The sequence below is a fragment of the Leptospirales bacterium genome, assembly GCA_019694655.1.
Lineage (GTDB): Bacteria > Spirochaetota > Leptospiria > Leptospirales > Leptonemataceae > SSF53.
The window spans coordinates 418,082-438,307 of the sequence record JAIBBN010000003.1; the positions used below are offsets into that span (position 1 = coordinate 418,082).

Below are 20,226 nucleotides of genomic sequence, written 5' to 3' on the forward strand. Positions count from 1 at the left end.
TTTTTCTTTACACAGCTTATGCGACATAATAATGGAGACTTGGATGAAGCTCTCCTGGCCAGAGCAGGGCCAAATCGCGGCCGGAGGCATAGACGCAGCAGAAGCGCCTGGCGCGGATCTTTCAGCGCAGCAGCCGGAGATTTTGCCAGTGGCAGCGCCGGCGCAAGCGCCGCGTTGGCGCCTTGCGACCATGCCCCGCGATCAGTTGCTCTGGATCGTACTGGCGCTGCTGGCCGCACTGATCATCGCCCTTGGCATTTTTCTTCTGTGGCGTGGCGAACTGCAATCGCGCGCAGTGCGCTCCATTGTTGTGGAGGGGGCCGGCCGATTCAGTTCTACGGAAATCCTGGCCCTTTCAACGCTGCGCAGCGGCGCGCCCATCGATGATCAAACGATTGCTGCCGCCGAGGCTCGCTTGCGCTTGCATCCGGCGCTGCTTGATGTTCGCATCGAACGTCGCGGCGAGGACCTGGCGATTGTTGTGCATGAACGCCAGTGTGCGGCGCTGGTCAAGCCGGGCAGCGAAGATGCGCTGATATTCGAGATCGATCCAGAGGGCGTCATCCTGGCCGAAAATCGCCTGCGTTGCCCCGACGCTCCGCTGCTCAGCGGACCATTCCGTCGCCAGGGCGAGCGCTTCGATGATCCACAATTGAAGCAACTGCTGGCTGACTTAAGCGCCGTGCGCAGCGCTTATCCGGATCTGGCCCGTCGTATCTCCGAAATTCGTCTGCGGCCAGAGGGCGGCGCGGCGCTTTACCTTTCCCGGTCGCGAGTACGCGTGGAATTGCCAGCGACCTTTGGCGATGCGCTTACCCTGGGCAAACTCTATGCGGCGGTCTCCTACCTGGAACGTCGCGGTCTCCAGCAGGGGGCCATCGATCTTCGCGGCGCCGACGCCGTTATTTCGGCGGGACCATGAACGAAACGCTTTGTTGTATTGATATCGGCTCCAGCCTCTGCCACGCCCTGATCGGTCGTATGCAGGGCGAGGACGCTGTGGAGATTCTTGGCGTGGGTTCCACGCCCTCGCGCGGCGTTCGCGCCGGCGCCATCGTCAACATCGAATCGGCAGTACAGTGCATTGGCGAGGCCGTTCGCGAAGCGGAGCTGATGAGCGGGCAGGTGGTGGAAGAGGCGGTGATCAATATCACCGGACGTCATCTGCGCGGCGAAAACTCGCGCGGCGTGGCCGCTGTGGCGGCGCGCGATCATGTCATTACCGAGGGCGATGTCTTCCGTGTGATCGAAGGCGCGCAGCAGGTGCGCATCCCCGCTGACCAGGAAATCATCCATGTCCTTTCGCGGCAGTTTACCGTCGATTACCAGGATGGCGTGCGCGATCCGGTGGGCATGAGCGGAGCGCGACTGGAAGCGGACGTTCATATCGTTACGGCCAGTTCATCGGCTCTGGCCAATTTGCAGAAGGCGGTGCACGCCGCCGGTCTGGAATGCCTTGCCGTGGTCATGAATTCGCTGGCCAGCGCCGAAGCGACGCTCTCCCAGGAAGAGCGCGATCTGGGCGTCGCCATTGTCGACCTGGGCGGCGGTACGACGGACATTGTGCTGTATGTTGACGGCGGCGTTTGTTATTCGGCGGTGGCGCCGCTCGGCAGTCTGCATGTCAGTCAGGATCTCTCCATCGGGTTGAAGCTGCCGCTGGAAGCGGCGGAGCTCATCAAACGCACCTGCGGCGCCGCACTGGCTTCGATTGTCGATCCGACGGAGCGCATTGAGCTGCCCGGCGCCAGCGGCCGGCCGGCGCGCCATGCCTTGCGGCAGCAAGCGGCGATGATCATCGAGCCGCGCATGCGCGAAATTCTGGAGATGGTTGGCGAGGAACTGGATCGCTCCGGACAGCGTCGGGCGCTGGCCGGCGGCGTGATTCTGACCGGCGGCGGTTCGCTGCTGGAGGGCGTGGAGGAACTTGCCGAGGATGTGCTCAACCTCAGCTGCAGCGTGCGTGCGCCGCGCAATACCCTGGGCTTTGCCGATCGCGTGGCCAGCCCCGAATTTTCCACGGCCGTAGGCATGCTCTATTATGCCAGCCGCATGACGCCCTCCACGCGCAGCGAGGCCAGGCAGCGAGCTGGCGGAATTGTGACGCGCATCCGCAGCTGGCTCTCCGAAAATCTATAAGTAGTACTGAATCCAAGTGCAGCGGCAGGAAGGCGAATATCATGTTACATCTGGATGAAGAAGATCGCAGTGCGCCCACCGTAATCAAGGTGGTCGGCGTGGGCGGCGCCGGCATGAACGCCGTCAATCGGATGATCCATGCCGGGGTGCAGGGCGTGGAATTCATTGCCGTCAATACCGATGAACAGGTGTTGCGCAAGTCGCTGTGCGAAACGCGCATCGGTATCGGTCAGAAAACAACGCGCGGGATGGGCGCCGGCGGCGATCCGGATATTGGCCTGAAGGCGGCGCTGGAGGACCGCGACCGTCTGATTCAAGCGTTGAAGGGCGCCGATATGGTCTTCATCACCGCCGGCATGGGCGGCGGCACCGGCACCGGCGCGGCGCCGATCGTGGCTGAGGTGGCGCGCGAAATGAAGGCGCTGACCGTCGGCGTGGTGACGCTGCCTTTCACCATGGAAGGCGGCAAGCGTCAGGAGGCGGCGCGCCGCGGACTGGAAGCTTTGCGCGAGAAGGTGGATACGCTGATCACCATCCGCAACGATTCCATCTTCAAGATTATTGATCGGTCGACGGCGGTAGACGTTGCCTTCCGAATGATCGACGAAATTCTGATGAACGCCGTCAAGGGCATCTCCGATCTGATCAACACCGCCGGTCTGGTGAATGTCGACTTTGCTGATGTGCGCGCCATCATGGGCGAGACCGGCGACGCTATCATGGGCGCTGGCGAAGGCGGCGGCGAAAATCGCGTCGCCGATGCCGTCAATCAGGCCATCCACAATGCCTTGCTGGAAGAACTCAGCATCGAGGGAGCCAATGCGCTGTTGATCAACGTCTGCGGCGGCGAGGACATGAGCATTACGGAGTGGAAGGACGTATCCGAACTGATCACCCGCCATGCCGATCCGCGCGCCAACATCATCATTGGCCTGACCGTCGATCCAGCCTTGCGCGAGCGAATTCGCGTGACTGTGCTGGCCACCGGTTTTCGTCGCCGGGCTGCGGAAGAAAAGCGCATAGCTCGCGCCGCCGGCGAAGGTCGCCGCGCCGCGTGGAGCGAGTACGAAACGCCAGTCCCGGCGCCCGCCGCTCCCGCTCACCAGGGGCCAACGGTAAGCATTCGCAGATCGTATGCTCCCGGCGAGGAAATGCATGAGCCTATGGCTCGCGATTATTCGGAACAGCGCCCGACGCAGAGCGCACGCGGCGCGCGTCCGGCGCCCGTCAACATCGAGCGCGGCGGGGACTCGCGCTATGACGATGATTTGAACTACGACCTGGGCGACGAGGCGCTGGCCGAACCAATGGCGGCCGGCGAGTTGCCGCCGCGTCAGCGTCCGGCCCCAGAACGCAAAGCGCCGCCGCAAACGCAATCCTTCGATCCCAACGATCTGGAGACGCCGGCCTTCTTGCGTCGGCGCAAGTAAGCAGGCGCGGCGGAGGTTGCTGGCGTGCGGCAAGGGCGTCCGCCGCGCGCCCTGCGCTCCAGCTGGCGCCCTCCTGTGCTCAGCGATCAAGCCGCCGGGCCCCCCATCAGTTACAGAGTGTCAGTATTGGAGCCGAAAATCCAGGTAACCTGGACCTCGATTTCATTGCGGGCTGCGGACTCGCTGTCCGCTGACATAGCGTCGTCTGACGGGCCGGTCGGAAAAGGGATTGAATGGCCGGCTTTGCGTTGAAGTTTGGACGATCCGGCGCTTTGCAGGGACTTCATTGGTACTGTCCCGAACGGCGGGCGCTCGCTGACTGAGATTCAAGGATACTATGCAAACACAAACAGTCTTAGCTCCCGGGGAGCGCATGCTGCGCGAGGCTCTGGGCAAAGCCGGAATTGAAGTCGGCGGCAAGAATCCCTGGGACATTCAGGTCAAAGATCGCAGTTTTTATGAGCGCATCATCGCCGACGGCGTGCTCGGTCTGGGCGAAAGTTACATGGAAGGCGGCTGGAGCTGTGCGGCGCTGGATCAGTTCGTCGATCGCGCCTCCCGCGCCGGACTGGAAGAAAAGATTCAGGACAGCTGGTCCAATCGTCTGCATATCATCAAGTCCCGCGCCTTCAATCTGCAGAAGGTCAAGCGCGCCTTTCAAGTAGGCGAGCAGCATTACGATCTGGGCAACGATCTCTATACGGCCATGCTTGATTCGCGCATGCAGTACACCTGCGGCTACTGGCGCAATGCGAAAGATCTGGAGAAGGCGCAGCTGGCCAAGCTTGATTTGGTCTGTCAAAAAATTCAGCTCAAGAAGGGCATGCACGTGCTGGAGTTTGGCTGCGGCTGGGGCGGCTTTGCACGCTACGCTGCCGAACGCTACGGCGCTGTGGTTACTGGCTATACGGTGGCCAAGGAGCAGGCCGCCTATGCCCGCGAAAAATGCCGCAAACTGCCGGTGACCATTCACCTTGAAGACTATCGCAAGGCCACGGGTCAGTACGATGCCGTCGTTTCCATCGGCATTATGGAGCACGTTGGCTACCGCAACTATGCGACCTATATGGAAACCGCAGAGCGCTGCTTGAAGGATGACGGGATCGCCTTTGTTCACACCATTGGCGGCAACCGCAGCACCACCATTGCCAACGCCTGGATTCATAAGTATATCTTTCCCAACGGAATGTTGCCTTCGGTGGCCCAGCTTGGCCGGGCAATGGAAGGACGCTTTGTGATGGAAGACTGGCACAATTTTGGGCCGGACTATGACCGAACGCTGATGGCCTGGCATCGCAACTTTGTCAAGGCCTGGCCCAAGCTCAAGAAGTCCTTTGACGATCGCTTCTACCGCATGTGGGAGTTCTATCTGCTGGGATCGGCCGGGGCCTTCCGCGCTCGCAGCCAGCAACTTTGGCAAATCGTGATGACCAAAGAGGGGCGCGCTATGCCGCCTCGTTTGAATTAAAGGGAAGGGCGCAGTATGATTGATACTAAGGTCATCATAGTTGGCGGCGGGCCCTCCGGTTCCAGTTGCGCCTGGCGGCTGCGTCAGAACGGGGTAGAGTGTCTGGTGCTCGACAAAGACGTCTTTCCGCGGACCAAGCTGTGTGCGGGCTGGATCACGCCGCAGGCGGTGCGCGACCTGCGACTGCGCGAAGACAACTATCCTCACGGCATGATCAAGCTGGACAGACTGCACTTTCGTTTTTACGGCAAGAAAGTCCCCATTCGCACCACCCAGTATTCAATTCGTCGATTTGAATTTGACAGCTGGCTGCTGCAACGCTCCGGCGCGCCCACGGCGGAACACACCGTGCGCGAGATCAAGCGCGTCGATGGAAAATACATAATCGATGACAAGTATCGCTGCGAGTATCTGGTGGGGGCCGGGGGAACCAACTGTCCGGTCTATCGAATCTTATTCAAGGACAAGAACCCGCGCGATAAGGGCGCCTTGATTGTGGCCATGGAAAAGGAGTTCCCCTTCGAATACAGCGACGCCAACTGCTATCTGTGGTTTTTTGAAAACAAGCTGCCTGGCTATTCGTGGTATGTGCCCAAGGGCGGCGGCTATATCAACATTGGCATTGGCGGCAAGCAGGCCAGTCTGGCAAAGGGCCAGGACGATATCCATCGCCAGTGGGAATTTCTGACAAAGAGTCTGCAGCAACTTAAGCTGATCGACATCAGCAACGTAACGCCCAAGGGTTACTCTTACTATCTGCGCCACCGGGTTTCGGTCATGTCGTCGGACAAGGCCTACCTGGCCGGCGATGCCGCTGGCCTCGCTACGGTCGATATGGGCGAGGGCATTGGGCCGGCAGTACAGAGCGGGCTTCGGGCCGCTGATTCCATCATTGGCGGCGGCGCCTACAGCTGGCAAGGGCTTGGCAAGTACAGCGCCGTCGAGCTGTGGCGCGGACGTTCGGCCAACTAGAGCTAGACGGGCTTCTACAATCGCGCTTTTTTTTTCCTCGCAGCTCCTGCAATTCTCAATTGAGACCCAGGATTCGGAGCCTTGCGCATGCAAAGGCCATCGCTTCAGAAGTTCCTCAGGGAATAGCGCACTCCCAAGTGCCGCGCAAGCTGGTCCAGATTCTGAAATGAAAGGTTCCGCTTCCCGTTCTTGAAATTGGTCAGGTGCGTCTTGCTGATTCCGGTCGTGAGGGATACTTGCAGGAGGGATTCCGGCGCCGCTGTCAAGGCAGTCCGGACCTCGGCCTCAAGAGTATCGAGATCACTGGCAACCGTCTTCCCCATCAGGCAGCCTCCTCGCGCCGAAGAACATCGACGAATTCCGCGATCACGGCTAGATCCGCACCATCCGTGTTCGTGATGACGATCGGCTCGTAGTTCGGATTCTCCGGTAACAGTCGGATTTCTTCATGCTGCCATTGCTCATCGGTACTCAGCCCCTTCCTGCTTTCGTACCGTTTGACGGTGTAGGCGCCCCCGGTTTCCGGGTCGTGGACGTCACGGTGTTGCACCAAAACGATGCGGCCTTGACGGCTCCCCTCGACGGGGCTCCGGAAGAGACACCATGCGCCGTCTGGGATTCGTGGCTCCATTGACTGTCCAACAACCTGCGCGACGAACATTCCTGGACGCAGCTTGTGTTTCGTATATGGTCGGACCCAGCACTCCGGTTCAATGGACTGGCTTTGTCCGAAGGCTCCGGCCGCCGCCCGCAGGCTCATCAAGGGAACGGAGTCCACGCCCGCTTCCGGGGAGTCGAGACGCTCAAACGGTTCGGCAGATCCGTTGGCGCCACCGGTCCGGATGCTTTCATAGACGCTCTTGAGCAGCACCTTGCCAACAACATCGCGAAAGGCAGAGTCATTCATGAAGCGGCCGGTGATATCCTCGTTCTGCTCCATACGGTCGATAAAGAGTCCGTCGAGAGCGCGCAGGAACACGTAACCGAAGTTTTCCTCACTGTTAGCAAGAGCCGCCTCTCGAATGACCGGATCGGCAATCGCGTCTTCATGGACTGAATCCAAGAAGAGCTGGTCGCCCGGCTTGAACTCCGTGCCAAATCGTTCGTTCAGTATGTCAATAAGGCGCGACAATTGGATCTTCTCACCTTGAGCGGAGCGCGTCCCTACGTCGGTGGGGCCATCGATTGGAGAACGCTTCTTCGGATCCAACTGGATCGAGCCTTCGCTGATTTTCTGGAGTCGATAGTATTTGAGGGTCACATCGTCATCGAAGGTATAGATGGGCCCACGGTCAGATGGCAGCTTGGTCACCAAGAAGCGAACGTAGGAATACAGCTTCTCCAAGTCGGTGTCCTGAAACGGTATGACTTGAGATAGAAACGCGTAGAGATTCCGGAACGCGGTGAGGTCCTTCCGAAATTTCTGACGGCTGTCCTCGTCCAATTCACGAAATCGACGAACGGCAGGGTCAATGCACGCATTCAATCGCGCGTGATCGGTAGCCGATTGCGTGTTGTTCGGCTTATAGAAGACCCGCGCAAACTCTTCGACCTCTTGCAGGTGGAAGACCTGTTGCGCCGAAAGACGAGCCTGAAGCTCATAGAGCTGTTTGGCCTCTGCCTGCTCCCCAACCAAAGTCTGAGCATAGTAGGGCTGGAAAGCAGCCAGAATTTCGTCGGGAGAGTTTACGAAATCGAGGACAAAGGTATCCTCCTTCCCCATGTGAGTGCGGTTCAGGCGCGAAAGAGTCTGCACTGCCTGGATTCCGCCAAGGCGCTTGTCAACATACATGGTGTGGAGCAGGGGCTGGTCGAAACCGGTCTGGTACTTCTCGGCAACGAGAAGGACTTGATAGTCGTCGGAAGAAAATCGTTCCGGAAGCTCTTTCTCCCGAATGCCCGCATTCATTCCTACTTCTGTGTACTCCTTTTCTGGAACATCGGGGTCCACGACGGTGCCCGAAAAGGCGACGAGCGTCTTGATGCCGTGATAGGACTTGTCCGCGATATACTGATCAAACGAGTGTTTGTACCGGACAGCGTGGAGGCGACTGGAGGTAACCACCATGGCCTTGGCCTTTCCCCCAATTTTGTGCATCGTATGCTGACGGAAGTGCTCTACCATAACTTCCGTCTTCTGGGCGATATTGTGGGGATGCAAGCTCATGAAGCGGGCCAGGGCCTGCGCCGCCTTGCGTTTCTCCACAGAGGGATCGTCTTCGATAGATTTCACCAGGCGGTAGTAAGTAGTGTATGTGGTGTAGTGGCGCAGCACATCGAGGATGAAGCCCTCTTCAATCGCCTGACGCATGCTGTATAGATGAAAGGGGGCAGGCTTGCCGTCTGCTCCTGGCCGTCCAAAAACCTCAAGGGTCTTGTACTTCGGAGTTGCTGTGAAAGCGAAGAAGCTGATGTTCGACTGGCGCCCACGACGGGCAATAGTGCGCAGAATCTCCTCTTCGTGCTCAATCAGTCTTTCTTCCCGCGAGCGACGCGCCACTTCCTCTTCCAGGGCGGCACGACCCAGGACTCCTTTTAGCTCGGTTGCGGTTTCGCCGCCCTGTGAACTGTGCGCCTCGTCGATGATGACCGCGTAGCGCCGCTTCGGTAAGGTGCCCGCCCGCTCGGCAACAAAGGGGAACTTTTGTAGAGTCGTAATGATGATCGGGGTTCCACCGGCGAGGGCATCGCCGAGCTGCGCGGAGTCCACATCGATCTTTTGAACCACGCCCTGCCTGTGCTCGAATTGATAGATGGTGTTCTGGAGTTGCTGATCGAGAACGACGCGGTCGGTGACCACAACTACCGAATCGAAAACCTTGTCATCCTTCGACGTATAGAGGGTTGCCAACCTATGAGCAAGCCAAGCGATGGAATTGCTTTTGCCGCTTCCGGCTGAGTGCTGGATCAGATAGTTCGTTCCTGCTCCAGTATCGCGCGCGTTGGCCACCAGAGCCCGCACGACCTCCAGTTGGTGGTAGCGCGGAAAAATCATGCTCTCGCGCCGGATTTTGCGCCCGCCGATCCTGTGCTCCTCGACTGAAAGATGAATGAATCGGGCCAAGATCTCGAGTAGAGAGTCCCTACTCAGGACTTCCTCCCAGAGGTAGGCAGACTTCCACCCTGCTGCGTTGTCTGGATTTCCCGCGCCCCCGTCGTTCCCCCGGTTAAAAGGTAGAAAGTGTGCGCCGGAGCCCACTTTCGTGGACATGTAGACCTCCTCAGTATCAACCGCGAAATGTACAAGAGAGCGCTTCTTGAACTGAAAGATCAGGTCGCCCGAGTCCCGATCGTGGGTGTACTGCGCGACGGCGTCTCGCCCAGTTTGGCCCGTCATGGGGTTCTTCAGTTCGACAGTAACCACGGGGACACCATTCAGAAGCAACAGGAGGTCGAGGCTGTTGCCGTGACGCGGCGAGTACCGCACCTGTCGCAAAACGCTCAGGCGGTTCGCGGCGTAGAGGGCTTGAATGTCAGGATTGAGACCGCTGGCCGGAGCAAAGTAGGCTACTCGGAAGAGCTTACCGAAGCATTTGAAGCCGTGACGAAGCACGGAAAGACATCCTTCATGCTCGGAGTTCAGCGCGCGGCACAAGTCGTCCAGTAGCGTGGTAGCCGCGTTGTCTTTCTGAAGATCTCGTAAGTAGGACCATTCTTTGGGTTGCGTCGCCTGAATGAAGGAAACGACTTCCTCGCGGTCCAGACAGACCTCAGGATCGAATGCCGCGCGATTGCCTGCGGTGTACCCGCCTATGGTGGTCAGGTATTCCTCGATGGCGGACTCAAAAGCCGATTCTGTGTGTTTCTGCGACTTCACTAGACTGCGCCTGTTGACACTTGGACTTCTTGCTCCCCGGATGAAATGCCAACCTCTTGACCCACAGGAGTCCAGATATTCACATCGGTTGCCTTCGTTTCAATGCTAACCACAAGCGCATAGCGAAGGCGCGCCGTCCCGTCACTCGGGGAACCAAGATCTGATCGATGTCCATTCTCGAAGAAAGCGTCCAACATCATGACCTTCAGTTCCTATACTTTCTAATCCGGGCGAACCAAGCTTTCACGGATTCTAACTCGCTCTCAAGGGGCGCGACGTCCGGTGCTACGTAGTTTACTTTGGCGCTCTTGTCATGCCGTTTGGCCCATTGCGAAACGCGCTTGTAACTCGCCTGAAATTCACGGTCGTCATCTTCCGTAAAGCGAGCGAGAACCTTTACCATATTGGGACGCACTTCGAGACCACCTTCGGTTACAAGAGCGCCAGCGATCTCTTGGCTGAAGATCCTTTCCCAAGTTTCGGATAGATGACCTGCCCAGATTGCTACTTCGCTCTCGTATTCGGATTCGGTCCAAGATTCTTGTTCCCTCTTGATTCGTGCCAGCATACGACCCAACTCGTCGAACCGCTGCGGTACGTCCTTGGCTTTCCAAGGATGTTCATTTGTGCAAGATCCAGGCTTCTTCTCGCCCGCGCGACTTCTCACCACGGACCGTTCCGCGATTGAAATACCGCGGCCGCCGGCCTCCCGTTTGAGGTCCGCGACGAAGGAAACGTCGTGAGTAAAAATGATCACCTGGCGGTTCTCCGCCAGGTCTGCTATACGTGCAGCTACTAATTCACGGCGTATGTGGTCGAGCGAGCTCACAGGATCATCAATGATGAGTGCAGATTGCGACCCGTCCAATTGCACTTCAGTGAAGAAGGCCGCCAATCCCAGAGCGGTCTTCTCTCCTTCGCTCAAGATCTTGGGCACCGTGACGTCCTGACGAGTCCCAACGAGCTTCGGTTGATGAAGCAGGCGGGCGTGTTCAGCGCGCGTTTTGCTGATTGTCACCCTCTCCAAACGGAGCCGTTCAGTTTCCCGAGTGAAGGAATCCCGAACCACTTCAGTAATGCTGTTCTCGGACCATTCCGCTATCTTGCGTGTAATCGGGCCAGTCGCGGCAGAGGTCTTCACTTCTTCGAGCGACCTCTTTTCTTTGAGTCTGGCGATCTCTCTCGTAATCGTGTCTCGGGAATCCTTGATCGATTGAATGAGTTCCAACTCTGCGCGCAACCGAGCCTTCTTTGCGATCTCCTCCTTCAACAGTGCAGGATCGGCCAGACGCTCGGCAGACTCTCGTGCCGCAGAAGCTGCTTCCGTGATTCGAGAAGTGATAGCAGCAACGTCCGGTTGCTTGCGGCCTTGTTCGCCCTCAAGGGATCCTTGGACTTCCTTTTGGACGCTTTGATATTGCTCAAGCACGTCCTTGGCATCCGAAGCGATCCTCGGATAGATTGTCGCGAGATCCCGGAGAATCTCTATAATGTTTTCCGGAAGCACGACCAACCGGGCTATTGTGGACTCTTTCTCCCCCAGAGAGCGCCTGCGTTCGTCCAATCGGACCTGCACATCTGCTTGCACGAAGGATTCGAAACGGGCCAAACGGTCTCTTGCATCCTCGTGCAGATTCTGCTGACAGAACACACAACGGGCACCGGAATCGATGTGCGGAAACGCCAATTCGCGATACGCGGTACTTTCTGAGAATCTGCGCGCAGAGTCCCAGAGTTCTCTCCATGCTGAGTTACCCACACCCTGAATCGGTTCATTCGCAAAGGACTGGGCGGCCAAGCGTGATGACTCCTCCAGAGATTCGACTTCCCGGCGCTCCGTAGCCAAGGCTGCCATCTGTTCCGTACCCAGAGCGGCAGAGATTCGCGCCAAGTGCTCCCCCAACTTGGAAAGCTTATCAGCATGGCGCATTGTCTGCCGCTGGGACGTTGTGTCGCCCGCGCGCAAACGATTCTCTTCTGCAAGAAGCGATTCGGGTGTTGCCTCGGCATGGTCCAAGCGCTGGATAATGGAATCAAGGTCCGCTATAGGTGTATCTGCGCTAACTCCGCGGAGGAAGGTGTCCGGGGGGCTCCCTGCTGCTTCGTCAGAGGGGGCAGGCAGGGTCTCGCGAGCCACGCTGTTCTGCTGTAAGCGGGCATCGATTCGTTCCCGGACGGCCACGCACGCTTCAATTAGCCCATCCACAACAAAGAGTTCGGACGGGCGGTACGGGAAATCCGATTCTGAGGATATGTACGCTACCCCACAGTGCGCGTCAAAGAAGCGCATTCTCTGCACTTCGGACGAATGGTGCTCCGGCCATTCCAGCTCCAACTCCTGGTCAGAGATCAAGACCTTTACGAACGCCTTGGGCTTTGCGGCGGTCGTATCGCGAAAGACATCGGAAAGGATTTCCTCCTGATGGCGTGCTCGTGCAATTCGTTTGAGTATTCGGGCATAGCCGGATTTTCCACAGCCGTTATCACCGTAGACTATGGTTATCCCTTCTGGTGCGCAGGTCAGAGGCTCTGCCGATGCAAGAGCATTAACATGCTCCGGATTTGTGACCGATAGGAGCCGCACAGATTCGGTCTTCGTATCTGACCAGGAAAGATCGTCCACGCTGAGTGTGTCATGTTTTGAGGACGATCCCGATAGTATTTCCTCCAGCAGGTGGTCATATTCATCCGCCGTCAGGATTTCTCCAGCCGCACTGCGAGTCATCACTTGCTGCTGCCACCACGGGCGGCTGAGACTCCATTCGACAATGTCCGCGGCAAGAGACACTACGCTACCTCCTCCCGGACATCAATCTTCCCCGTCACCGCCGCCGAAATGACGGCGGTCCGGTATTCGCGCAGCAGATCGATGGACTGGCGGACCTTGCTCCCCAAGGCGTGAACACGGCTTGCGCCGGTTTTCACGTGAGCGACGATCTTCATTTGCTCAACGAGCGGCGGAAGGGGTACCCAAGTTGCCTTCACGATTTCAGTATTCAGGTTCGGTTGTCCAGACCCCTGCCTGATCATCTCCCGGAACGTCCTCGTAAGGGACGCGAGGTAGTAGAAAAGAAACTCTATGGACGCGCCCCGGTCAATGTTCAGGAAAGCAACGACGCCGTCATTTGCGCAGCCGCCAAGCCCGAGAATTTTGGGAACGCCAAGGGTGGCGCCACTGTTGGTCAGCACCAAGGTCCCGGCTGGCATGAATCTGCTGTACTCCATCCCTTCTGCGGTAAGCATTGATTCCGTATCAGTTAGCAGTGTACTCTCGTCCTTGGTTATGTCCGCAACAGTAATCCAAGGCACATGATCACCAAAGAAAAAACGGGAGTCACCAGCGGGCCGTGGTGATGCACCGCGGACAACCCGCGCAAGATGGGAAAACCGTTTCACCTCCCACCCCTCCGGCATCTCCCCCAACCACTCAATTCCCGAGTCCTTCATCTTCGCGTTCGGATCGAGCCCCTTCGTCACGGCATGGCTGATGAGCACCGTCCGTTTCTCTTGCAGAAGCTCGATCTGCCGCTCCTTTTTCCCTATCAGAGCGTCGATGCGGGCCGTTTCGCGGTCGAGAAAGGAGGCGATGGCGCGTTGTTGAGGGAGTGGGGGGAGAGGGATGGGGATCGAAGCTACGTCGCTGGCGTTGACAGCCGGGTAGCTGACCCCGACAGAGCGGGCGACTACTGTTTCTACAAAGCCGGATTCACGCAACGCGTACCCGAGATAACCTGGGTCAACATGTTTCGGACGTACGACGGCAAAACCAGTCGAAACGATCAGGTTTTCGGACGCTCCTCGAATGTCGGCAATTGCACGCAGATACGTGCGCACGGTTGAAACGATTGTATCACCATTACGAGCAATCCGGCGGGCCCGCGACGGAGCGTTTTCGAAAGTCAAGGTTTCTGTCTTTCTGATTCCTGCCACGTAGTCGACGCTCCCAATATCGACGTAGACCATTTCAAAGTCGGGGTCCGTCGTCTCCGGGAGGGCCTCATCATTGATGGAAGCGGCGTATTTTAACCTCTTTACCTCCCAGCCCTTCGGTAGCTCCCCCAGCCACTCGATCCCCGATTCCTTCCGTGGCGCTGTTACCAAGGCTGTCATTTGGAAGGCCCTCTCGGCTGCGGGACTCTTGCACAACTATCCAACCGGCGATGAAGCAGAGAAATCAGAGCCAGGCAATCTACTGCATCGTCCTCTCCTTCCCAAAGAATCTTGGGTTCGTGAGCACGGGGATTGCGGATCGCGGCAAAGCAACCCTTCAGGAGGAGGGCAAAACCCTTGTGTTCCGACCGCTCCGTTTCCGTGCGGAGGGTGTTGAGAGCCAGTTTGGGTCGCTCGATGGAAAAAACACGATCCACCAGCGCCGCCCCGTCTCCTTGTTCACCAGAAAGATCGCGAATGCGTTGCGCCAGGCCTTTCGTTGCCTCAAAGACAGCATGAAAGTAGTTGTCGGCGAGCAGTTCGCGCCTACAGTATTTCAAAACCTCCGCATGGATCCGCCGGCCACGGAACTTTGCCTGAATCGTTTTGGCCCGGCGCTCGGCCTCATCGAGAGTGCTGGCTGGCTGACACTCCCTGAATTTTCCGTCCCGCCCGTACTCCAACCCAGAGAAGGCGAGAATTGCGTTGAGTTCTTGGCGCTGGCGCTCGAAATCCTCACTCCGACCAACGAAGCGCGATGGGGCCACAAAGGCTTGAATGAAGTCCACTATGCCGTTGCCGCTCTTGTGAACCTCCTGGTATTCAGTGAAGACCCAGTGAAGGCGCCGCCATTTGGTCGATTGGCCCGATCGGTCTTCCAAGCGCCGATCGCGCAAGAACCGATCGATGTCGGTCCCGGTACCACACTCGCCGAGAAGCTTCGCCAGTGCCTCAACGGATCCTGCGGGAAAGGGCGGCACGGCGGTCATTGCTCCCATAAGTTCCCCCGCTGGGCGATGCCCGGAAAAATGTGCCGCAGAAGCACCGGTGCTCCCATGCACGCATCTAAGTCCCTCGCTCTCATTTGCTCCCTTTTGTCCTTGCTTTCCGACCTACGCTGCCCACCTTTTTGCCATGGGGGAGGATGGATGCTTCTTTCGGCAGGACATAGACCCCCAATAGCAAATGATCAATCACCTTCAAAGCCGCTCCAATCTGTGCCTGCGTGGGTGGTTTCATGTCGTGTGCCGCCTCATTGCCCAGATGACGCAAACGATGCAAGATGTTGGCGCCATCTGGGGTTAGCATAGCCTTCTTAACCAGTTCATCGATTCGCTGCTCAAGATTCCGCTTCTTCACCTTGAGATCCTTGCATACGGCCTCGACCACCGCTCGAATTCCTATCCCAACGAGAGTGGGAAAATTGCCTTGAGCTGCGGCCAGTGTTTCGCGGTAGACAGCCTGAATTATCTCTGGCACATTGTAGACGTCTTCCCGCAGGTATAGCTCGTCTGCGATCGAGCGCTGCGGACGCTCCGGATACAGGGCTGCTCTTTCCCGCAAGACCATCCTACCGTCCACGTCGTCGCCAATATCCTCTGAGTTCGATTCAATGGACCGAAATGAAAATGTGTCGCATCCGTTGCAACGCAGGATCTGGAGCGTGGCATAGGCATGGATACCCGGCTCCTCGTAGTACTCGCTCCAGTCGACAGCCCTCTCGACCGAATGACGCGTGGAACTGTGGCACGTTGGGCATTCAACGAATGCTTCGGTTCCGGTGGTTTTGCTTTCCTTGATGGTGCTCATAAGTTAGCGCGCTTCTATCGGGGGAGTAGGCGTCCCAGCGTGGCCAGGAACGTATCGCCTATGGGGCGAAATCCGCTTCATGTAGCCATCCGCGGCGTAACGCCGCCTGCTTCAGGTACTTCGCTTTCTTTTCGATTTGGGCATTGGAGAAATCACCGAAGTTTATAGTCACATGTTCTGGAAATGCTTCTGGATCAGCCTCTGCAGGCAACTCCTGGCGCCCACATTCCCCAACACTAACAGCGACGACACCGACCGCGCTGTACCCCACCGACTGCGTGTAGTGCTTCCATGAATCCTCTGCGGAAATACGATCGCCGTCGTAAACTGACAGCCGTTTCTGGTCCTTCGGAGTGGGCTTGAATACCTGCGACGTAATTCGGCCCCCTTGGATCCAGGCCGGGTTTACCTGACGCAGAAGCAACGTTGCTTCCGTCATGCCCTCCCTCCGGTCAGCAACTGGACCTTATCACGGAGCTGTCTCCAGCTCTCCGATTCATCAAGGTTCCACTTGATGACATCCTCTTCGTCGGTCTCCAAGTTGAGCACGTGCCACTCGCCTTCATGGGTCGCCAGATCAATTTCCAGGGAAGCCTCGTTGTACTCAAGTGACCATTCGGCTCGAACATTGCCTTCCTCTGTCGGATAGAGGTGCGGCAGCGGCAATTCCTCGGGATACTCGCTTGGAAAGGTCCGAGAAAGCCAGTCCATTCCCTCCGAGGAGGGCGGCGAGCCCCTCCCTTCGAGCCATCCGCTTTTTAGAATCCGCATTTCGTCGAGGCGTGCCGATATGTCGAGTGGGTCGAGGATGACAATATCCTCCAGTGATTCAAACCCCAAGAGCCGCTCATTTCTGTTAAAGCGTCCAATGCCCTGCAACAGAGCACGCAAGCCGATTCTGTACCCGTTGAACGCTTCGAGAATTGTTTCAAGGTGTTCGGCTGCGATTGGCGCCTTTATCTTGCGCCCGTCGGTGAGTTGCACCTCACATGTCATGCTGTCTTGGTCAGCTGCCGGTACTAGCCCACGGACGCTGGTCACCTCTGTAAGTTCCTTAACGGCATTCGATGCGAGGATCAGGCGCCGGCGGGACGCTTTCGTCAGCTTTGCTGGCTCCTGTCGTTGCGGGGTAGTCAACTCTATCGCCTCACCGTCACGCAGGCTCCGACCGATTCTGTCAAAGTAGGCGAGGGCCCTTTCGGGCAGATGCGCAGTCACGGGCTCATTCAGTTCGGCTGCACTGATGGCGCCAACTATAGACTCGCGGGCGTGCTCAAAATACGTCTGCCCCTTGGTAGGGAAAAGGCTATCCACCGCGCCGCTGAGGCTGATGATTGCTAATGCGCTGCCCTCCTCGATGGCTGTCAGCTTCAGCTCAATGCCTTCGGTAAAACCGCGGGGGGACCGTTTGCGTCCCGGATGGTCGTCCAAGAACTTCGCCTTGGCCACTTCGAGGATTAGCTCCTCGAATACTGCCAGGTCTTTGAGGAACTCGAGGGGAATCGCATGACCCTCGAATCGCCTGCCCGTGAGTTTCGGCATCAGAAAGCGATCAACTTCCATTGCGCCCTCCGGGGAGAGCCAACGAACAAAGCATTGGAGATATACGCCTGGGTAAGAGCGCAATCGCCTTGGGCCTGCACGAAGCTGTAAGCCAACTCACCAAGAGGAGGAGTCCGTTCCAATTGATGTCATAGTCCTCTGCCATGTCCCCTCCAAAATCAGGCCGTCAGGCGTGAGTGACTTCCTCCAGCATGTTCGCAATCTCACGCTCGATGCCCTTCAGGTCAGCTTCTATTTCCGCGAGCGGGCGCGGTGGAACGTATTTGTAGAAGTAGCGGTTAAAATTGATTTCGTAACCGACCTTCGTTTTGGACTCGTCCACCCAGGCGTCCGGAACGTGCGGGAGCACCTCCCCGCGCATGTACTCATGGATGTCCTCTTTCAGAGGGACATTCTCGAAGTCCCGCAGATCTGGGTCGGGCTCGAGGCTGCCTTTCAAATCCAAGCAGGGCTGCGCCGCTTCATCTCTTTCGCCGATGGCGGCCAGAATCGCTTTCTTGACTGGCGCAGCGACCTTGACCCCTTCGGAATCAAGGGCCTTCTCCAAAGCAGTTGTGAACTCCGCGCGCCCCATAGTCGGCTGCGATTCCAGACTCGCGAGCGCAGCCAGAATCTTTGTCTGAAGCCGGCCTCCTTCAGCGATTTCCGTCTCCGCAGCCTTTGGGTCCTTTCGCTTCTTGGATTCGGCGAGAGCCGCAAAGGGCCGGGCAGCTCGGAGGCGCTCCAATCGCTCTGGCGTGACAGAGAAACTTAGCCGCAAAGGCCGCTCCACGGTAATCCTCCGAGAACCGAAGTCCTCATTATCAAATATGCGAACGTACTCATGGGAAGAGAAATCGCCGTAGAGGCGGGCAATCTCTTCGCGCTGCGCCTCATCCATTTCGTTGCGCTTGTTGCCAAGGCTCTTGCGCATCTTCCGAAAGAAGCCGGTGGCGTTGAGCATTTGGACCTTGCCTTTGCGGTGCGGCTCCTTCCGATTGGATAGGATCCACAGGTAGGTGTAGATCCCGGTGTTGTAAAATAGCTGATCCGGCAGCGCGACAATGCCTTCAAGCCAGTCGTTTTCGATGATCCAGCGCCGGATTTCGCTTTCGCCGCTGCCAGCCGCCCCCGTAAAGAGGGGCGACCCATTGAAGACGATTGCCAAACGCGTTCCACCCTCTTTCGGCGCCTTCATCTTGGCGACCATGTGCTGCAGAAACAGAAGCGAACCATCATTGATTCGCGGTAGTCCTGCCCCAAAGCGTCCGCCGAACCCTTGTTCCTCGTGTTCCTTACGAACTACCTTCTCTTGTGGCTTCCACTCCACTCCGAAGGGAGGGTTGGCAAGCATATAGTCGAACTTCTGATCACGAAAGTGGTCGTCTGTGAAACTGTCTCCAAAAGCGATATTCGCTATATCCTGTCCCTTGATGATCATGTCTGACCCGCAAATCGCATACGCCTGCGGGTTGTAATCCTGCCCGAAGACTTCCATCCGAGCATTCGGATTCAGGTCCCGAACATAGTCCTCGGCCACCGAAAGCATGCCCCCGGTGCCGCAGGCAGGATCGTAGAGGGTCTTGACAATGCCCTTTCTTGTCAGCGAGTCCCCGTCCGGGAGGAACAGCAAATCAACCATGAGGCGAATCACTTCGCGTGGCGTGAAGTGGTCTCCCGCCTCTTCATTCGAAGCCTCATTGAACTTTCGGACCAGTTCCTCGAATATATACCCCATTTCGATGTTGGAGACTCGCTGGGGATTCAGATCGATTTCGCAGAATCTCGAAACGACGAGAAACAACCTGTCAGCTTTGTCGAGCCGACCAATGTGCTCCTCAAAGCCGAAATGCTCGATGACCTCACGGGCGCGAGAGGAGAAGCCATTGATGAAGTGCGTCAGGTTCGCGGCGATGTTGTTCGGATCGCCCTTGAGCCTCTGAAAGGTGAATCTGCTGGTGTTGTAGAAGGGGCGCCCGGCGGCCTGAGTCAGTTTTGCGTCCACCACTCCCGCGCCCTTGCCCGCGTACTGTTTCTTTGCGGACAGGACTGCGTCCTTAGTCGACTCAAGAACGCAATCAAGCCGCCGGAGGACCGTGAGCGGAAGCATCACGTCTTTGTACTGGTTGGGGCGATACGGGCCACGAATCAGGTCCGCAACCGACCAAATAAAGCTTACCTTTTCACCGAAGTTGTTCATTTCAAAATCCGGATCCACTTGCACGGCGCCTTGGTGTGCGCTCGGCTATGAATCCTTGGGTCTCTTTTGAGACTCTCGAGTAAAAGAGGGGCATGGCCGGGATGGTCAATCAGAAAACCGAAAGGCGAGCAATGGCTGGGAACGAAGCAGCTGGCCATTCGCGTAGAACGGCCGGAGCCGGCAACTCCCTTCGTCCAGCGCGCTCGATCCGGGATATTCGTGGCCTGCCTGGCTTTTTTTTGAGCTCCGCAACAGCCGCTTTGGCTTCGTTCGTATCGTCTAAATGGACTTCCACCTGATTTCAGCGGTAGTCGTCGCCTGGTATATGCTCGTTAACTAAGTAGGTCCGGGACCATGAATCTGGAAAGTCAAGTTTATTTAGCTTTACATACTGTTTCGAATTCAACAGGAGCTATTCCGTTCCGGCTTGAGTGTGGGCGGTGGTGGTCGTAGCGCGAATGAAGAGGGATATGGCGCGATTAGTTTCCACCTGGCCGGAGTAATTTGAAGGACGTCTCTTCTTATGCATTACGGTCTTGTTAAAGGACTCCGCGAATGCACTATTGCGGTCATTTGATTCGCTCATGGAGCAGCGCAACGCGTAAGGCCACAACGGCGCCTGAAACTTCGAGGATTGATTCGCCGAATCGCGGTCGCCATGGTAAATGTAAGTACGCAGACCCCCGCGACTGCGACTGGTGATGCGAGCGGCTTCTCCAGGCCAGTGCTCGCGTAGCTGCTGCCGATTCTCATGTCCAATCGCTTGCCTCCGTCGCTCGAACCGGGATTTGCCCGCGGCTACTGTCGCGTCACGTCAACAGCGACCTTGACGCTGTGCTCGCCGCCGCCAAAGATTACGCCCTTCAGCGGCGTAATGTCGGCGTAGTCGCGTCCCCAGGCCAGGGTGATGTGTTGTGTG

Annotated in this window: 14 protein-coding genes; 5 read left to right on the plus strand and 9 right to left on the minus strand. The window is 57.6% G+C overall.

The features are described from left to right. Window positions 1-43 precede the first annotated feature (43 nt). The 5 genes from K1X75_07690 to K1X75_07710 all read left to right on the plus strand — a co-directional run bounded on the left by K1X75_07690 (window position 44) and on the right by K1X75_07710 (window position 6,009). Window positions 44-922 (plus strand): cell division protein FtsQ/DivIB, encoded by an 879-nt coding sequence (locus tag K1X75_07690; GenBank protein MBX7057933.1) that lies wholly within the window; start codon window positions 44-46, stop codon window positions 920-922. After that, window positions 919-2,139: a cell division protein FtsA gene (ftsA, locus tag K1X75_07695; GenBank protein ID MBX7057934.1), complete on the plus strand. Its 1,221-nt coding sequence runs from the start codon at window positions 919-921 to the stop codon at window positions 2,137-2,139. Before K1X75_07690 ends, ftsA begins: the two co-directional genes overlap by 4 nt. Window positions 2,140-2,180: 41 nt before the next feature. Next, complete coding sequence (ftsZ, locus tag K1X75_07700) at window positions 2,181-3,569, plus strand: cell division protein FtsZ (protein ID MBX7057935.1); 1,389 nt, start codon at window positions 2,181-2,183, stop codon at window positions 3,567-3,569. 373 nt (window positions 3,570-3,942) lie between these two features. Then, window positions 3,943-5,037 (plus strand): cyclopropane fatty acyl phospholipid synthase, encoded by a 1,095-nt coding sequence (gene cfa, locus K1X75_07705; GenBank protein ID MBX7057936.1) that lies wholly within the window; start codon window positions 3,943-3,945, stop codon window positions 5,035-5,037. 15 nt (window positions 5,038-5,052) lie between these two features. Then, on the plus strand, window positions 5,053-6,009 hold the full coding sequence (locus K1X75_07710; GenBank protein MBX7057937.1) for an NAD(P)/FAD-dependent oxidoreductase: 957 nt from the start codon (window positions 5,053-5,055) through the stop codon (window positions 6,007-6,009). Window positions 6,010-6,113: 104 nt separating this feature from the next. Here K1X75_07710 and K1X75_07715 read toward each other — a convergent pair whose 3' ends face one another. The 9 genes from K1X75_07715 to K1X75_07755 form a co-directional block, all read right to left on the minus strand. After that, the gene (locus K1X75_07715) at window positions 6,114-6,332 is read right to left on the minus strand and encodes a helix-turn-helix transcriptional regulator (protein ID MBX7057938.1); all 219 of its coding nucleotides are present in this window, start codon (window positions 6,330-6,332) and stop codon (window positions 6,114-6,116) included. After that, window positions 6,332-9,826 carry a DEAD/DEAH box helicase family protein gene (locus tag K1X75_07720; GenBank protein MBX7057939.1) on the minus strand — a complete coding sequence of 1,165 codons (3,495 nt, stop codon included), beginning with the start codon at window positions 9,824-9,826 and terminating at the stop codon, window positions 6,332-6,334. The genes K1X75_07715 and K1X75_07720 overlap by 1 nt, the downstream gene beginning before the upstream one ends. 205 nt (window positions 9,827-10,031) lie before the next feature. Continuing rightward, on the minus strand, window positions 10,032-12,614 hold the full coding sequence (locus K1X75_07725) for an AAA family ATPase (protein MBX7057940.1): 2,583 nt from the start codon (window positions 12,612-12,614) through the stop codon (window positions 10,032-10,034). After that, complete coding sequence (locus K1X75_07730) at window positions 12,614-13,936, minus strand: restriction endonuclease subunit S (GenBank protein MBX7057941.1); 1,323 nt, start codon at window positions 13,934-13,936, stop codon at window positions 12,614-12,616. The genes K1X75_07725 and K1X75_07730 overlap by 1 nt, the downstream gene beginning before the upstream one ends. Further along, a complete protein-coding gene (locus K1X75_07735) occupies window positions 13,933-14,745 on the minus strand; it encodes a TIGR02391 family protein (protein ID MBX7057942.1) in 813 nt (270 codons plus the stop codon). The genes K1X75_07730 and K1X75_07735 overlap by 4 nt, the downstream gene beginning before the upstream one ends. Before the next feature lie 91 nt (window positions 14,746-14,836). Beyond that, entirely contained in the window at window positions 14,837-15,565 is a 729-nt protein-coding gene (locus tag K1X75_07740; protein ID MBX7057943.1) for a DUF4145 domain-containing protein, read from the minus strand. Between the two features lie 58 nt (window positions 15,566-15,623). Then, window positions 15,624-16,004, minus strand: a complete 381-nt coding sequence (locus K1X75_07745) for a hypothetical protein (protein MBX7057944.1) — start codon at window positions 16,002-16,004, stop codon at window positions 15,624-15,626. After that, window positions 16,001-17,128: a hypothetical protein gene (locus K1X75_07750; protein MBX7057945.1), complete on the minus strand. Its 1,128-nt coding sequence runs from the start codon at window positions 17,126-17,128 to the stop codon at window positions 16,001-16,003. Before K1X75_07750 ends, K1X75_07745 begins: the two co-directional genes overlap by 4 nt. 166 nt (window positions 17,129-17,294) lie before the next feature. Beyond that, window positions 17,295-19,307: a type I restriction-modification system subunit M gene (locus tag K1X75_07755; protein ID MBX7057946.1), complete on the minus strand. Its 2,013-nt coding sequence runs from the start codon at window positions 19,305-19,307 to the stop codon at window positions 17,295-17,297. Window positions 19,308-20,226 lie beyond the last annotated feature (919 nt).

Bases quoted from the DNA above. Each gene is read 5' to 3' on its own strand.
- K1X75_07690 (MBX7057933.1), top strand. From the start codon at position 44: ATGAAGCTCTCCTGGCCAGAGCAGGGCCAAATCGCGGCCGGAGGCATA.
- ftsA (MBX7057934.1), top strand. From the start codon at position 919: ATGAACGAAACGCTTTGTTGTATTGATATCGGCTCCAGCCTCTGCCAC.
- ftsZ (MBX7057935.1), top strand. From the start codon at position 2,181: ATGTTACATCTGGATGAAGAAGATCGCAGTGCGCCCACCGTAATCAAG.
- cfa (MBX7057936.1), top strand. From the start codon at position 3,943: ATGCTGCGCGAGGCTCTGGGCAAAGCCGGAATTGAAGTCGGCGGCAAG.
- K1X75_07710 (MBX7057937.1), top strand. From the start codon at position 5,053: ATGATTGATACTAAGGTCATCATAGTTGGCGGCGGGCCCTCCGGTTCC.
- K1X75_07715 (MBX7057938.1), bottom strand. From the start codon at position 6,332: ATGGGGAAGACGGTTGCCAGTGATCTCGATACTCTTGAGGCCGAGGTC.
- K1X75_07730 (MBX7057941.1), bottom strand. From the start codon at position 13,936: ATGACAGCCTTGGTAACAGCGCCACGGAAGGAATCGGGGATCGAGTGG.
- K1X75_07735 (MBX7057942.1), bottom strand. From the start codon at position 14,745: ATGACCGCCGTGCCGCCCTTTCCCGCAGGATCCGTTGAGGCACTGGCG.
- K1X75_07740 (MBX7057943.1), bottom strand. From the start codon at position 15,565: ATGAGCACCATCAAGGAAAGCAAAACCACCGGAACCGAAGCATTCGTT.
- K1X75_07745 (MBX7057944.1), bottom strand. From the start codon at position 16,004: ATGACGGAAGCAACGTTGCTTCTGCGTCAGGTAAACCCGGCCTGGATC.
- K1X75_07750 (MBX7057945.1), bottom strand. From the start codon at position 17,128: ATGGAAGTTGATCGCTTTCTGATGCCGAAACTCACGGGCAGGCGATTC.
- K1X75_07755 (MBX7057946.1), bottom strand. From the start codon at position 19,307: ATGAACAACTTCGGTGAAAAGGTAAGCTTTATTTGGTCGGTTGCGGAC.